Source organism: Lentzea sp. NPDC092896, from assembly GCF_044754905.1.
In the GTDB taxonomy this organism is placed as follows: domain Bacteria; phylum Actinomycetota; class Actinomycetes; order Mycobacteriales; family Pseudonocardiaceae; genus Lentzea.
The window spans coordinates 42,128-56,987 of the sequence record NZ_JBIVPX010000016.1; the positions used below are offsets into that span (position 1 = coordinate 42,128).

General features: G+C 68.0%; 12 protein-coding genes. 3 read left to right on the forward strand and 9 right to left on the reverse strand.

Annotated elements, in window-relative coordinates; translation table 11 throughout:
- Positions 1-4 precede the first annotated feature (4 nt).
- The gene (locus tag ACIQF0_RS45190) at positions 5-1,843 is read left to right on the forward strand and encodes a 2-oxoacid:acceptor oxidoreductase subunit alpha (protein WP_360047001.1); all 1,839 of its coding nucleotides are present in this window, start codon (positions 5-7) and stop codon (positions 1,841-1,843) included.
- Complete coding sequence (locus tag ACIQF0_RS45195) at positions 1,840-2,889, forward strand: 2-oxoacid:ferredoxin oxidoreductase subunit beta (protein ID WP_360047000.1); 1,050 nt, start codon at positions 1,840-1,842, stop codon at positions 2,887-2,889. Before ACIQF0_RS45190 ends, ACIQF0_RS45195 begins: the two co-directional genes overlap by 4 nt.
- A 49-nt stretch (positions 2,890-2,938) precedes the next feature.
- On the opposite strand, the gene ACIQF0_RS45200 is transcribed toward ACIQF0_RS45195, so the two are convergent.
- Positions 2,939-3,862, reverse strand: coding sequence for a catalase family peroxidase (locus tag ACIQF0_RS45200; RefSeq protein ID WP_401040876.1), 924 nt, complete (start codon positions 3,860-3,862; stop codon positions 2,939-2,941).
- 63 nt (positions 3,863-3,925) lie between these two features.
- Positions 3,926-6,016: a hypothetical protein gene (locus tag ACIQF0_RS45205; RefSeq protein WP_401040879.1), complete on the reverse strand. Its 2,091-nt coding sequence runs from the start codon at positions 6,014-6,016 to the stop codon at positions 3,926-3,928.
- A 145-nt stretch (positions 6,017-6,161) separates the two neighbouring features.
- Between ACIQF0_RS45205 and rarD the strand changes: the two genes are divergently transcribed.
- On the forward strand, positions 6,162-7,085 hold the full coding sequence (rarD, locus tag ACIQF0_RS45210) for an EamA family transporter RarD (protein ID WP_401040882.1): 924 nt from the start codon (positions 6,162-6,164) through the stop codon (positions 7,083-7,085).
- Positions 7,086-7,088: 3 nt separating this feature from the next.
- Here rarD and ACIQF0_RS45215 read toward each other — a convergent pair whose 3' ends face one another.
- Genes ACIQF0_RS45215 through nuoI form a run of 7 tightly spaced genes read right to left on the reverse strand, consistent with a single transcriptional unit; the run spans position 7,089 to position 14,858 of the window.
- Positions 7,089-8,072 (reverse strand): polyprenyl synthetase family protein, encoded by a 984-nt coding sequence (locus tag ACIQF0_RS45215; RefSeq protein WP_401041113.1) that lies wholly within the window; start codon positions 8,070-8,072, stop codon positions 7,089-7,091.
- A gap of 37 nt (positions 8,073-8,109) precedes the next feature.
- Complete coding sequence (nuoN, locus tag ACIQF0_RS45220) at positions 8,110-9,687, reverse strand: NADH-quinone oxidoreductase subunit NuoN (protein ID WP_401040885.1); 1,578 nt, start codon at positions 9,685-9,687, stop codon at positions 8,110-8,112.
- A gap of 1 nt (position 9,688) precedes the next feature.
- A complete protein-coding gene (locus ACIQF0_RS45225) occupies positions 9,689-11,257 on the reverse strand; it encodes an NADH-quinone oxidoreductase subunit M (protein ID WP_401040887.1) in 1,569 nt (522 codons plus the stop codon).
- Positions 11,254-13,191: an NADH-quinone oxidoreductase subunit L gene (nuoL, locus tag ACIQF0_RS45230; protein WP_360046994.1), complete on the reverse strand. Its 1,938-nt coding sequence runs from the start codon at positions 13,189-13,191 to the stop codon at positions 11,254-11,256. The genes ACIQF0_RS45225 and nuoL overlap by 4 nt, the downstream gene beginning before the upstream one ends.
- Positions 13,192-13,201: 10 nt before the next feature.
- Positions 13,202-13,501: an NADH-quinone oxidoreductase subunit NuoK gene (nuoK, locus tag ACIQF0_RS45235; protein WP_030473209.1), complete on the reverse strand. Its 300-nt coding sequence runs from the start codon at positions 13,499-13,501 to the stop codon at positions 13,202-13,204.
- A complete protein-coding gene (locus tag ACIQF0_RS45240) occupies positions 13,498-14,346 on the reverse strand; it encodes an NADH-quinone oxidoreductase subunit J (protein ID WP_401040891.1) in 849 nt (282 codons plus the stop codon). Before ACIQF0_RS45240 ends, nuoK begins: the two co-directional genes overlap by 4 nt.
- A complete protein-coding gene (nuoI, locus tag ACIQF0_RS45245; protein ID WP_090065930.1) occupies positions 14,343-14,858 on the reverse strand; it encodes an NADH-quinone oxidoreductase subunit NuoI in 516 nt (171 codons plus the stop codon). The genes ACIQF0_RS45240 and nuoI overlap by 4 nt, the downstream gene beginning before the upstream one ends.
- Between the last annotated feature and the right edge of the window lie 2 nt (positions 14,859-14,860).

The following is a 14,860-nucleotide window of genomic DNA, read 5'->3' on the forward strand; positions in this document are numbered from 1 at the left end:
AGGAATGAGCACTGAGACTCGCAAGCTGGATCGCGTTGTGATCCGCTTCGCCGGCGACTCCGGTGACGGTATGCAGCTCACTGGAGACCGGTTCACGTCGGAAGCGGCGGCGTTCGGCAACGACCTCGCCACGCAGCCCAACTTCCCCGCCGAGATCCGCGCACCACAGGGCACGCTGCCCGGTGTGTCGTCGTTCCAGCTGCACTTCGCCGACTACGACATCCTGACGCCCGGCGACCGTCCCGACGTTCTCGTCGCGATGAACCCGGCCGCGCTCAAGGCGAACGTCGTCGACCTGCCGGACGGCGGCATCCTCATCGTCAACACCGACGAGTTCTCGAAGCGGAACCTGACGAAGGTCGGGTACGACTCGAATCCGCTCGAGGACGACTCGCTCGAGAAGTTCCAGGTCCACAAGGTCGCCATGGCGACGCTGACCATCGGCGCCCTCGAGGAGACCGGCCTCGGCAAGAAGGACGCCGAACGCGCGAAGAACATGTTCGCGCTCGGCCTGCTGTCGTGGATGTACCACCGGCCGACCGAAGGCACGGAACGGTTCCTGCGCGAGAAGTTCGCGAAGAAGCCCGACATCGCCGAGGCCAACGTCCTGGCGTTCCGCGCCGGCTTCTACTACGGCGAGACGACCGAGGCCTTCGCCGTCACCTACGAGGTGGCGCCCGCGAAGCTCAACGTCGGCACGTACCGCCAGATCACCGGCAACACGGCGACGGCGTACGGCATCGTCGCGGCGGCGCAGCTGTCGGGTCTGCCGGTCGTGCTCGGCACGTACCCGATCACGCCGGCGTCGGACATCCTGCACGAACTGAGCAAGCACAAGAACTTCGACATCACCACGGTGCAGGCGGAGGACGAGATCGCGGGCATCGGCATCGCCCTCGGCGCGTCCTACGGCGGTGCGATCGGCGTGACGTCGACGTCCGGCCCCGGCATCGCGCTGAAGTCCGAGACCATCGGCCTCGGCGTGATGACCGAACTGCCGCTGCTCGTGATCGACGTGCAGCGCGGTGGCCCGTCCACCGGTCTGCCGACGAAGACCGAGCAGGCCGACCTGCTGCAGGCGATGTTCGGCCGCAACGGCGAGTCGCCCGTGCCGATCGTGGCGCCGCAGTCCCCTTCGGACTGCTTCGACGCCGTGGTCGACGCGACCAGGATCGCGCTGAAGTACCGCACGCCGGTGCTGTTCCTGAGCGACGGCGCGATCGCGAACGGCTCCGAGCCGTGGATGATCCCCGACGTCGAGACGCTGCCGGACCTGACCGTCGAGTTCGCGACGGACCCGGAGAACTTCCAGCCGTACTCCCGTGATCCGGAGACGCTGGCCCGTCCGTTGGCGGTACCGGGCACCCCTGGTCTGCAGCACCGCATCGGCGGTCTGGAGAAGCAGGACATCACCGGCAACATCTCGTACGACCCCGACAACCACGACAAGATGGTCCGCCTCCGTCAGGCGAAGATCGACGGCATCGAGGTGCCGGACGTCGTGGTCGAGGACCCGGACGGCAACGCGAAGGTCCTGGTCGTCGGCTGGGGTTCGTCCTACGGCCCGATCGGCGCGGCCGCACGCCGGGTGCGCAAGCTCGGCCTTCCGGTCGCGCACGCACACCTGCGGCACCTCAACCCGTTCCCCAAGAACCTGGGTGACGTGCTGAAGTCGTACGAGAAGGTCATCGTGCCGGAAATGAACCTGGGCCAGCTGGCGTTGCTGCTGAGGGCGAAGTATCTGGTGGACGCCGTGTCGTACACCAAGGTGCAGGGCCTGCCCTTCAAGGCGGAAGAGCTGCAGGACGTGCTCGCTGACGTGATCAAGGGGGTGTCGGCGTGACCGCTATCGACATCGGACTCCCCGGCCTGACCGGGGTTCCCACCACCGACGAGAAGCAGTCGGCCAGGGACTACAAGTCGGACCAGGAGGTCCGCTGGTGCCCCGGCTGCGGCGACTACATCGTGCTCAACACCATGCAGTCGTTCCTGCCGTCGCTGGGTCTCAAGCGCGAGAACATCGTGTTCGTCTCGGGCATCGGGTGCTCGTCCCGGTTCCCGTACTACATGAACACCTACGGCATGCACTCCATCCACGGCCGTGCGCCTGCCATCGCCACGGGTCTCGCCGTGGCACGGCCGGACCTGAGCGTGTGGGTGGTGACCGGTGACGGTGACGCGCTGTCCATCGGCGGCAACCACCTGATCCACACGTTGCGGCGCAACGTGAACCTCAAGATCCTGCTGTTCAACAACAGGATCTACGGCCTCACCAAGGGCCAGTACTCGCCGACCTCGGAACCGGGCAAGGTCACCAAGTCGACGCCGATCGGCTCGGTCGACCACCCGTTCAACCCGGTGTCGCTGGCACTGGGCGCGGAGGCCTCCTTCGTGGGCCGGGCCCTCGACTCGGACAAGGCCGGTCTCACCTCGGTGCTGCGCCAGGCGGCGGAACACCGCGGCTCGGCGCTCGTGGAGATCTACCAGAACTGCCCCATCTTCAACGACGGCGCGTTCGACGTGCTGAAGGACGCGGACGAGGCACAGCGGCGGATCATCAACGTCGTCGACGGCGAGCCGATCAGGTTCGGTCGTGAGGGCGAGTACTGCGTGGTGCGCGAGGGCTTCGGGCTCGCGGTCGCGAAGTCCGCGGACGTGGACGCGAGCGACATCGTCGTGCACGACGCGTCGGACCTGAACCTGTCGTTCGCGCTCTCGCGGCTGTCGACGCAGGACCTCACGCACACCGTCACGGGTGTGTTCCGGCGGGCAGACCGCGCGACGTACGACGACGGCGTGCGCGCACAGGTCAACGAGGCCAAGAACGCCAAGGCCGCGGACCTGAGCAAGCTGTTGCACGGCAAGGACACCTGGACCGTGGTCGGCTGACCCCGGAACCGCTGAAAAGCCCCCACCGAACGCGGTGGGGGCTTTTTCGTCACCTCTGGTGCGAGCGGCGGTCGTACGAGACGGCGTAGATCGTGCTGCGGGCGGCCAGCACCGGGTCGTCCGAGAGCTCGATGCCGTCGACGAGCGAGGTCGGGTCGAACACCTGCGACTGCCAGTACTCCTGGTCCGGCGCCTCCCCGATGATCTCGATCCGGCCGACGTCGACGGACCGGCGGTCGTCCGGCCACGCCACGGTCGAGTCGTGCGTCGGGTCGCCCGGCTCGCCGAACGTCACGCGCAGCACGAACGAGATGGGCAGCCGGTCGCGCAGTTCCTCGGTGAGGTGGTGCGGGGTCCACGTCGAGGAGTCGGCGGCGTCGACGATGCCCGCCTCCGGCACCCACGAGTAGCGGATCGGGCGCACCACACCCGACGCGTCCCGCCACAGGAACGCGTGGATAGCCCAGTACTGCGTGGTGCCGTAGCTGTCCGGGATCGCGATGGTCTTGGCCGCCACCAGAGCGGGACCGACGGTCGGATGCGCGCCGACGAACGACTTGATGTGCGGCACGGACGGGTCGTGGGCATCGGTGTCCGCCTTGGCGGCCTTGATGAACTCCACGAACTCCTCGGGCGTCGCCGCCACGAACCGCTGCACGTTCACCATCACCAGGTCGGTGTTGGTGCCGTCGGTGAGGTGGAACTTCGTCGCGAACCCTCGCACCGACCGGTCGCTGTCGAACGCGTGCGGGTTGGCGTCGGTGTGCGAGAAGCGAACGGTCGCGCGGACCGGTGCGCCCTGCAGGTGCGGGGCGGTCGTGAACGGCGCCGCGGCACCGTTGGGCGTGAACACGGCTTCGTAGACGAAGCCTCGGGCGTGGGCGCGGCGGAAGCCGTGGTGGGTGCCCTTCAGATCCTCGATCGAGTCCACGATGGTCGAGGAGATCTGGGATTTCGCCAGCTCGGATGACATGCGTCGAAGCTATCGACGCATGTCATCCGCAGCCAGAACAGCGTTCCATTTGGCGGTGATCGATCAGGGAGCGGGACGGAAACCGGCCTTCTCGGCGTCCGCCTCGGTGCGGAACCACACGTCGGCACGGGTCTCCACGAAGTTCGCGGAGCCCTCGGCGTAGTAACGGCGACCGGTCAGCGTGGCCTTCACCGCGAAGTCCGCGGCCGGCGCGTGGCCGTCCGACTTCGGCAGCACCGAGCCGGGACCGAACGGCGAGCGCGGGTTGAAGCCCTCCGGCTGCTGGAACCGCGCCCCCGACGGGCTGCCTGCGGGCGTTCCGTTCGGACGGCCGCCGGTGGACGGCGAAAATCCGACGGGACGCGGACGGGCCGGGAGTGCGGCGGGCGTCGGCTGGGGCTCCGGCTTCGGGGACTCGAACGCCTGGAACGCCGGGAAGCTCTGCTGACGCTGCGGCGTGGTGCGCCGGGCCTCGCGGATCGGCAGGCCCGCCTCGGTGTGCCGCTGCGGCAGGTCCTCGATGATCGGTTCGGGGTCCGGCTCAGGCGGGGCGGCGAGCAGCGGCTCGTCGCTCGGCACGAACTTCGGCACGAACGGCTGGTCGTTGCTCGTGTCCGGCAGCGAACGGGTCTGCCCGAGAGCGGGCAACGGCTCGTCGGCGTCCAGCAGCGGCTCGAACAGCGAACGCGGGGCCTCAGCGACGGGTTTCGGCGCCACGGGTGCGGCAGGTGTCTCGATCCCGTGGGAGAACGCGGCACCGACCGCACGCGGTGTGCGCTCCGGGACCTCGTCGAGTTCGACGCGCGGCTCGAACGCCGAGAACGGCGCGGGCGCCGGGGCACCGGGAGTGCTGAACGGCTGGGAGAACAGCGACTGGGTGTAGCTGACCTCGGGCTCGACGAACTCCTCGTACACGGGCTCGAAGACCGGCTCGGGCTCCTCGCGCAGCGCGTGCGCGGACTCCTGCTCGGGCTCCGGTTCCGGTTCGGGCTCCGGTTCAGGCTCCGTGAACTCCTGCTCCTCGGCCAGCGTCGACTCGAAGACGCCGTTGCGGACGCTCGGCGCGTCCAGGTCGACCGGCTCGACGATCGGCTCGATCAGGCCGGTCTGCTCGGCCGGCGACTCGGGCTCGACCTCCTGCGCGGGCTCGGTGAAGCCGTCCAGCTGCCCGGAGATCTCGTCGCGCAGGCCGGGGTACTCACCGGTGAGGTCGTTGTCCGGCCAGCTGCCCTCTTCGACGGCGATGAACGTCGTCTGCTCGGAGCGGGTGCCGGTGGGCTCGTCCTCCTGCTCGGCGGCCTCGTCGAGGAACGCCTCCTGCTCCTCCTGGGCCCACACCTCGCGCGGCTGGTAGATGAAGTCGTCGGCCTGGTCGTCGACCTCCGGCCCCGCGGTCGGCTGCGTGGCCGGGGCGCCGGGCTCGGCGACCGGCGGCACCGTGGGCACGTACGACGTCTGCTCGGACGGGAGCTCCGGCTCGTCGTCGAAGTCCGCGGCCTCCAGGCCGGAGAGCTGCAGGACCGTCGTCTGCTCCGCCGGGGTCTCGGCGGGGACGTCCTCCGGGCCGAGGCGCTCGAACAGCGACCGCGGACGGTCGTCGTCGGCTTCGGCGAGTGCCTTCTGCTCGGCCAGCTGCTCCTCGAAGCGGCGCTGGGCCTCCTCCGGCTCCAGGTACTGGCGGACCGGCGCGGCCGGCTCCTCCTCGACCTCGGGCTGGGCCTCGAACGTCGTCGTCTCGTACGTGGTGGTCTCGAACGGCGCGCTCTCGTACGGCGCGGGCTCTGGCTCCTCCACGACCGGGAGCGGCGCCGGAACCGGGAGGGGCGCCGGAGCGGGAGCCGGCACGGGCTCACCGAAGTAGGCCGGCGGCTCCGCGTACGGCGCGGGCGCGGGCGGCAACGCCGGAACGGGCGTGGGCGGCGTCAGCACGTCGTCGCTCAGCGACCGCGGCGGCGCATCCCACTCGTCGACCACGAAGTCGTCGACGGGAACTGGCGCGGCGACCGGCGAGGCCGAACGACGCGCGTCGAGAAGTTGATCATCCAGGTCGGCAATCTGCTTGCGTGCGGGGCGCACCATCACCAACCAGGTGAGCAGTACTCCCGCAACGAAGGACAGCAGGCTCCACAGCCAGACCTGCCCGAAGATGTTCACGGGTAAGCCCCTTCTACGACCACACTCCGACCCCACTCACTCGGAAGGGTGAGCAGGGCCAAACTACAGTGCCTTTGATGATGCTCCGTCACTACGCCGTTCAGCGCAAATAACGGGTGGAAAGCCCAGCGTAGAGTGGGATTTTGTGCCCCCTCTGACAACCTCGGCCATCACTTCGCCAGAAGTTCACACCCAGGGGCGAGGACTCACCTACGGCGCACTCGCCTACGTCCTTTGGGGCCTGTTCCCGGCGTACTGGCCACTCCTCGTACCCGCCCAGCCGGTCGAGGTGCTCGCACACCGGATCGTCTGGTCGTTCGTCACGCTCGCCATCGTCGTCATGATCCTCCGACGGTGGCGCCCTTTCCTCGATCTATCCGGAAAAGGCTGGCTGATCGTTACCGCAGCGGCCGTGTTGATCACGGTCAACTGGGGCACCTACATCTACGCGGTCAACGCCCACCACGTCGTGGAGGCCGCGCTCGGCTACTTCATCACGCCACTGGTGAGCGTGGCGCTCGGCATGATCTTCCTGAAGGAACGCGTGCGGCTGCCGCAGACCGTAGCGATCGCCGTGGTCGTCGTCGCTGTGATCGTGCTCACCGTCGACTACGGCAGGCTGCCGATCATCTCGCTGGTCCTCGGCTTCTCGTTCGGCGTCTACGGCCTGCTCAAGAAGAAGGTGCCGCTGGACTCCATCACCAGCCTCACCGCGGAGAGCGCGGTGATCGCCCCGATCGCGCTCGTGTACCTGCTCTTCCTCGGCAGCGCGAACACCTTCACCACCGCGGGCTCCGACCACACGTTGCTGCTCCTGAGCACCGGCATCGTCACGGCGGTCCCGCTGGTGTTGTTCGGCGCCGGCGCGCAACGGATTCCGCTGATCACGATGGGCATGCTGCAGTACCTGGCTCCGGTGCTGCAGTTCGCCTGGGGCGTGTTCGTGGTGCACGAGCCGATGCCGGCCAGCAGGTGGATCGGGTTCGCCCTCGTCTGGCTGGCGCTCGCGATCTTCACGGTCGACGCGATGAAGAACCGGCGCAAGCAAGCGCTCGCGCCGGTCAGCTGATCGCTAGCGAGAACGCTCCACGACGTAGATCGCGAGCTCCTCGAGAGCGTCACGCGCGGCGCACTCCGGCAGCTTGCCGAGTTCCGTCCGAGCCCGGTCCGCGTAGTCGTCGAGCGTCTCGCGGGCCTTGTCCATGCCGGACGACTTGCGCAGCAGCGTCAGGGCCTCGTCCACCAGCACGTCGTCGGTGATCGGCCCAGCCAGCAGTTCGGCGAGCCGCGTCTCGGACGGGTCGGCCAGCGCGTAGAGCATCGGCAGCGTCTTGACGCCCTCGCGCAGATCGGTGCCGGGGGTCTTGCCCGACTCCACGGACGGCGACGCGATGTCGATCACGTCGTCCGAGATCTGGAACGCCGCCCCGATCACGTCGGCGTAGCGGCGCAACGCGTCCGTCTGCTCCTCGGTCGCGTCGGAGAACATGCCGCCGAACCTGGCGGCGGTGGCGATCAGGACGCCCGTCTTCTCCTCGATCACCTTGAGGTAGTGGGAGATCGGGTCCTCGTCCGGCTTCGGGCCGACGGTCTCGCGCATCTGACCGGTCACCAGGACCGAGAAGGTCTCCGCGATGATCCGCGCCGCGTCCGTGCCCAGATCGGCGGTGAGCCGGGACGCGTGGGCGAACAGGAAGTCGCCCGTCAGGATCGCGATGCTGTTGTCCCACTTGACGTTCGCGGAGACCGCTCCGCGCCGCATGGTCGCCTCGTCCATGACGTCGTCGTGGTAGAGCGTCGCGAGGTGGGTGAGCTCGACCACAGTGGCCGCCTTGATGACCTTGTCCCGGTCCCAGTCGGCGCCGAACTGCGATGCGAGCAGTGTGAAGAGCGGGCGGATCCGCTTCCCGCCCGCCTCCACAAGGTGAAGCGAGGTTTCCGTCACCGGGGCGAACTCGCTCTGCACGACGTCGTGCAGATTGCGCTCCACCTCGGCCAGGCCGTCCTGGACTACCTCGGTGAGCACGGGGTCCACCAACGCGAACCCCGGTCCCACATGCTCGCTACTGGTCACACCAGCAGACTACGTACACCTAGCTGAGGAAGGAGCCGGTACCCGCCCAATCGAGCACGAACGTGGGCCACAAACCCAGCACCAAGGTCACCACGGCACCCAACGTGATCGCGATCGTGGTGAACGCGCCGGGCACCGTCACGGTCGGGCCGTCCGGAGCCGGGTCGCTGAAGTACATCAGCACGATCACCCGCAGGTAGAAGAACGCGGCGACGGCCGAGGCCACCAGTGCGATCACCACGAGCGGCGTCAGGCCGGCCTCGATCGCCGCGCTGAACACGACGAACTTGCCGATGAAGCCGGACGTCAGCGGAATGCCCGCCAGGGCCAGCAGCAGGAACGTGAAGGTGGCCGCCACGATCGGCGACCGCTTCGCGAGACCCGCCCACTGCGACAGGTGCGTCGCCTCGCCGTCCGAGTTGCGGACCAGCGACACGATGCCGAACGCGGCGATCGTGGTGAAGCCGTACGCCAGCAGGTAGAACATGGTCGCGCTCACACCGGGGGCATCGCCCTCGGGCGTCAGCGCGATGGAACCGATCAGCAGGAAGCCCGCGTGGGCCACCGAGGAGTACGCGATCATGCGCTTCACGTCGGTCTGGGTGAGGCCCAGGATCGCGCCGATCACCATCGACACGACCGCGACGCCGTAGAGCACGCCACGCCATTCCCACTGCGTGTTCTCGAACGCGACCGTGAGCACGCGCAGGATGCCGCCGAACGCGGCGACCTTGGTGCACGCGGCCATGAACGCCGTCACCGGCGTCGGTGCGCCCTGGTACACGTCCGGAGTCCAGGCGTGGAACGGGCCGACGGCGGCCTTGAACAGCAGGCCCACCACCAGCAGGCCGAAGCCCGCGAACAGCAGCGTGTCGGAACGGTCCGTGCCGCCGGCGGCGGTCGCGATGGCCGAGAGCTTCACCGAACCCGCGTAGCCGTACAGCAGAGCGACGCCGTACAGGAAGAACGCGGAGGCGAAAGCGCCGAGCAGGAAGTACTTCACGGCCGCTTCCTGCGAGAGCAGGCGACGGCGGCGAGCCAGGCCGCACAGGACGTACAGCGGCAGCGACAGGACTTCCAGCGCGATGAACATCGTCAGCAGGTCGTTCGAGGCGACGAACGTCATCATGCCGCCGAGCGCGAACAGCGTGAGCGGGAAGACCTCGGTCTGCATGCCGGTCTTCGTCGCCTGCGCGCGGTCCTGCACGGTGCCCGGACGGATCGCGGCCTGCGCCACGAACGCGCCACCGGGCTCCACCGAGCGGTCGGCGATCAGCAACACCGAGCCGAATCCCAGCACGAGCAACGTGGCCCACAGGAAGAGCGACGGCGAGTCGACCGCGATCGCCCCCGCCAGCGTCGCCACGCCCTGCTCGGGACGCTCCGACGTCGCGTAGACGATCAGTGCGCCAACGGCACCGACCAGCGTCACGAGCGTGAGCACGAGCTGCACGGCCCACCGCTGATGCTTGGGCAGCAACGCTTCCAGCAGCACGCTGACGCATGCGGCGCCGAGCACGATCAGCAGCGGCGCGATGGCGCCGTAATCGATCTCCGGCGCCTCGATCGTCTGCGCCTGAGCGACGAGAAGGTTCACGTCACTTGCCTTCCTGCACGGTGACCGGGTCGGTCACGCCGACCTCGGTCAGCGTCGCCCCAACGGTCGGGGTGATGACGTCGAGCACCGGCTGCGGGTAGAACCCGAGCGCCAGCACGATGACAACGAGCGGTGCCAGCACTGCGATCTCACGCTTGTTGAGATCACCGATGGCCGTCTTCTTCTCCGGGTCACCGACGGCACCCGGTCCGGCGGCCGCACCCAGCAGCGCGTCGCCGCGCAGCGGGCCGGTCATGATCCGCTGGTAGAGCCACAGCACGTAGAGCGCCGCGAGCACCATGCCGACCGTCGCGATGATCGTGAACACCGGCTGCGTCGGGAACGAGCCGATCAGCACGAGGAACTCCGAGACGAACGAGTTCGTGCCCGGCAGCGACAGCGTGGTCAGACCCGACAGCAGCAGCATGCCCGCGAGCAGCGGGGCCACCTTCGACATGCCGCCGTAGTCGGAGATCAGCGACGAACCACCGCGCGCGATCACCATGCCGACCACCAGGATCAGCATGCCGGTCGAGACCGAGTGGTTGAGCATGTACGACACCGAGCCCACGCCTGCCTGCGACGTGAACGAGAAGATGCCGAGCGCGATGAAGCCGAAGTGGGCGATCGAGACGTAGGCGAGGAACCGCTTCATGTCCCGCTGGCCCGTGGCGAGCAGCGATCCATAAAGGACACCGGCCACCGCGAGCACGAGCACGAACGGCGCCAGGTTCTTCGACGCCTCCGGGAACATCGGCAGCAGGTAGCGCAGCATGCCGAACGTGCCGACCTTGTCCAGGATGCCGACGACGATCACCGTGACGCCGATGGGCGCCTCGGCGGCCGCGTCGGGCAGCCAGGTGTGGAACGGCACGAGCGGCGCCTTGATCGCGAACGCCAGGAAGAAGCCGAGGAACAGCCAGGTCTGCGTCGTCGAGTCGGCGTCGCTGACCACCTTCACCAGCGTCGCCCAGTCGAACGTGCCCTTGCCCAGCTCGTCCGACGCCATCGCGTAGGCGCCGATCGCGGAGGCCAGCATGATCAGGCCGCCGAGGAACGAGTACAGGAAGAACTTGACCGCCGCGTACTGCCTGCGCGCGCCGCCGTAGCCGCCGATCAGGAAGTACATCGGGATGAGCATGACTTCGAAGAGCACGTAGAACAGGAAGACGTCGGTGGCGGCGAACACCGCGACCGTCACGGCCTCCTGGATCAGGATCAGCGAGAGGTACCCGCCCTGCGAACGACCGGGGGGCAGCTTCTCCGTCCAGCCGGCACCGATCACCAGCGGGATCAGCAGCGCGATGACCGCGATCATCACCAGCGCGATGCCGTCGATGCCGAACTGCAGCCGCACGCCGAACGCCGGGATCCAGTCCACGCCCGCGGCGAGCTGGATGCGGTCGCCGTTCGGGTCGTAGGCGGCCCACAGCAGAACGGCGAGCACGAGCTCGACGACGGAGAACGCCAGCGCGACGAGCTTGGCCTTCTTGTCGTCCTTGCGCAGGAACGCCACCACCAGCGCGCCGACGAGCGGCACCACCAGCAGTGCGATCAGAACCCAGGTCACGAGAACCTCACCACCAGGAGCGCCCCGAGCACGAAGATCGAGCCCAGCAGCATGGACAGTGCGTAGGAGCGGACGAACCCGGTCTGCAGCCTGCGCAACCGGCCGGAGCTACCGCCGAGCAGCGCCGCGGTGCCGTTGACCACACCGTCGACGCCCTTGAGGTCGAGGAACACCAGCGCGCGGGTGAGCCAGGTGCCCGGCCGCGCGAACAGGGCCTCGTTCAGTGCGTTGCCGTAGAGGTCCGCACGGGCCGCGCGCACCGGGAACGACACGCGCACCGGACGCTCGACCGGCTGCTTGCCGCGGCCGAAGAGCAGGAACGCGAGACCGGCGCCCACCAGGGCGAGCACGACGGTCAGGATCCCGACCATGCCGTGCGAGATCACGCCGTGCTCTTCCTTCAGCTCGCCCAGCGAGGGCTCCAGCCAGCCGGCGAGACGTCCGCCGGAGGAGAGGAACCAGCCGCCACCGATCGAGCCGACCGCGAGGATGATCATCGGAACGGTCATCGTCAGCGGGGACTCGTGCGGGTGGTATTCCTTGCCGTCCTCGGTCTTGAGTTCCTTCCAGCGGGGCTTGCCCAGGAAGACGAGGATCAGCAGGCGCGTCATGTAGAACGCGGTCAGCGCCGCGCCGAGGAGTGCCACCCCGCCGAAGACGTACGGACGCCAGCCCTCCCCGGTGAACGCCGCCGCGATGATGGCGTCCTTCGAGAAGTAGCCCGCGAACGGCGGGATGCCGATCAGCGCGAGGTAGCCGAGCGTCCACGTGACGAACGTGATCGGCAGGTACTTCGCGAGCCCGCCCATCCGGCGGATGTTGCCCTCGTCGTTCATGCCGTGCATGACCGAACCGGCACCGAGGAAGAGCCCTGCCTTGAAGAAGCCGTGCGTCAGCAGGTGCATGATGCCCAGCGCGTAGCCGATCGGGCCGAGGCCCACCGCGAGGATCATGTAACCGATCTGCGAGACCGTCGAGTACGCCAGGACCTTCTTGAAGTCGTCGTAGGCGCAACCGATGATGCAACCGATCAGCAGCGTGACGCCACCGATGATCATGACGACCAGGCGGCCGTCCTCGCTCAGGTTGTAGAGCGGGTTGGAGCGGGCGATCAGGTACACGCCCGCGGTGACCATGGTCGCCGCGTGGATCAGTGCGGACACCGGGGTCGGGCCGGCCATCGCGTCCGGCAACCAGGCCTGGAGCGGGAACTGACCCGACTTGCCGCAGGCACCCAGGAGCAGCAGCAGCGTGATCGCGAGGACCTCGGCGGAGGAGAACTCGCCGACGCGGCTGAAGACCTCGGTGTACTGCGTGGTCCCGAGCTTGTTGAACATCAGGAAGATCGCGATCGCGAGGCCCAGGTCACCGACGCGGTTCATCAGGAAGGCCTTCTTGGCCGCCGATGCCGCTTCCGGCTTGTACTGGTACCAGCCGATCAGCAGGTACGAGGCGAGACCGACGCCCTCCCAGCCGAAGTACAGGGTCACGAAGCCGTTGCCCAGCACCAGCAGGAGCATCGCCGAGACGAAGAGGTTGAGGTAGGCGAAGAACTTCCGCCTGCCTTCCTCGTGCGCCATGTAGCCGATCGAGTAGATGTGGATCAGCGAGCCCACACCGGTGATCAGCAGCACGAACGTCAGCGACAGCGGGTCGATCCGCAGTCCGAACGCGACGGTCAGCGCGTTGACGTCGATCCAGTTGAACAGGTGCAGGTTCTGCACCCGCTCCTCTGCGTTCGAGATGCCGATCGTCGAGAAGAACAACGCGAGCGCGTAGCCGAACGACGCCAGCAGCGTGGCACTGCCGAGCAGGTGACCCCACTTGTCGGCGCGCCTGCCACTGACCAACAGCACCGCCGCACCGAACGCGGGCAGCGCGAGCAACAACCAGGCGAAGCTCGCGACCCCGCTGGCGACAACAGGTTCCGTCACCGGTGACCCCTCAGTACTTCAGCAGGTTCGAGTCGTCGACCGAGGCCGAGCGACGCGTCCGGAAGATGGACATGATGATCGCGAGGCCGACGACGACCTCCGCCGCGGCGACGACCATCACGAAGAACGCCATCACCTGACCGTCGAGCGAGCCGTTGATCCGCGCGAACGTCACGAGGCTCAGGTTGACCGCGTTGAGCATGAGCTCGACGCACATGAAGACCACGATGGCGTTGCGGCGCACCAGGACGCCGACGGCGCCGATGCTGAACAGCAGTGCCGACAGCAGCAGGTAGTACGTGGGAGTCACGACTCACTTCCCTTGAGCGCGTGCGCGTCGGCCTCGTGCCCGGTGCCGGCCACGTCGGCGACGTCGTCCGAGAGCGTGGCCTTGTCGGTCGCCTCGATGACCTCGAACAGCGACTCCTCCGCCACCGTGCCGTCGGGCAGCAGGGCGGGGGTGGCCACCGAGTTGGCGGTCGCGAAGACGCCGGGGCCGGGCAGCGAGCCGACCCGCTTGCCGTCCTGGAAGCGCTCCTCGACGAGTTCCTTCTGCGTCTTCTTGGAGGGCTTCCCGTCGCGGCCGACGAAGGCCAGGATCATCGCGCCGAGGGCGGCGGTGATCAGCAGCGCCGACGTGAGCTCGAACGCGAACAGGTAGTCCGTGAAGAGCTTCTGACCGATGTTGCCGACGTTGCCGCCGTTCGTGGTGTTCGCCTCGGCCAGGCCGCGGGGCTCGACCGCGTTCAGCGCGCGGCCGACCGAGCCGACCAGCAGGACGGCGAACCCGATGCCGAGCAACGCGGCCGCGAGTCGCTGTCCGCGGATCACTTCGACGACGGAGTCCGAACTGTCGCGGCCCACCATCATCAGCACGAACAGGAACAGCATCATGATCGCGCCGGTGTAGACGATGATCTGCACGAAGCCGAGGAACGGCGCCTGCTGGACCATGTACATCATGCCGAGGCTGAGCATCGTCACGACGAGCCACAGCGCGGAGTGCACCGCGTTGCGCGCGAAGAGCATGCCGAGCGCACCGGCCAGCGCGAGCGGGCCGAGGATCCAGAACATGATCGCCTCGCCCGTGGTCACGGTGTCGACCACGCGCTGCACGGGCTCCGGCTGCTGGGCGAGGAAAGCCAGGAGGCTCACTGCTGAGCCTCCTTCGCGAGCCGCGGGCCGTTGACGTAGTAGTCCTGCTCGTTCTCGCCGAGCCGCATCGGGTGCGGCGGCTGCTCCATGCCGGGCAGCAGCGGGGCGAGCAGGTCCTCCTTGGTGAAGATCAGGTCCTGGCGGTTGTCGTCGGCGAGCTCGTACTCGTTCGTCATCGTGAGCGAACGCGTCGGGCACGCCTCGATGCACAGGCCGCAGCCGATGCAGCGCAGGTAGTTGATCTGGTAGTCGGCGCCGAAGCGCTCACCGGGAGAGAACCGCGCCTCCTCGGTGTTGTCACCACCCTCGACGAAGATCGCGTCCGCCGGGCAGGCCCACGCGCACAGCTCGCAGCCGACGCACTTCTCCAGCCCGTCCGGGTGCCGGTTGAGCTGGTGACGGCCGTGGAACCGCGGCGCGGTCACCTTCTTGACCTCGGGGTACTCCTCCGTCACCACCTTCTTGAACATGGTGCCGAAGGTGACTCCGAAGCCTTTCAGGGACTCGAACATCC

Bases quoted from the DNA above. Each gene is read 5' to 3' on its own strand.
- ACIQF0_RS45190 (WP_360047001.1), top strand. From the start codon at position 5: ATGAGCACTGAGACTCGCAAGCTGGATCGCGTTGTGATCCGCTTCGCC.
- ACIQF0_RS45200 (WP_401040876.1), bottom strand. From the start codon at position 3,862: ATGTCATCCGAGCTGGCGAAATCCCAGATCTCCTCGACCATCGTGGAC.
- nuoI (WP_090065930.1), bottom strand. From the start codon at position 14,858: ATGTTCGAGTCCCTGAAAGGCTTCGGAGTCACCTTCGGCACCATGTTC.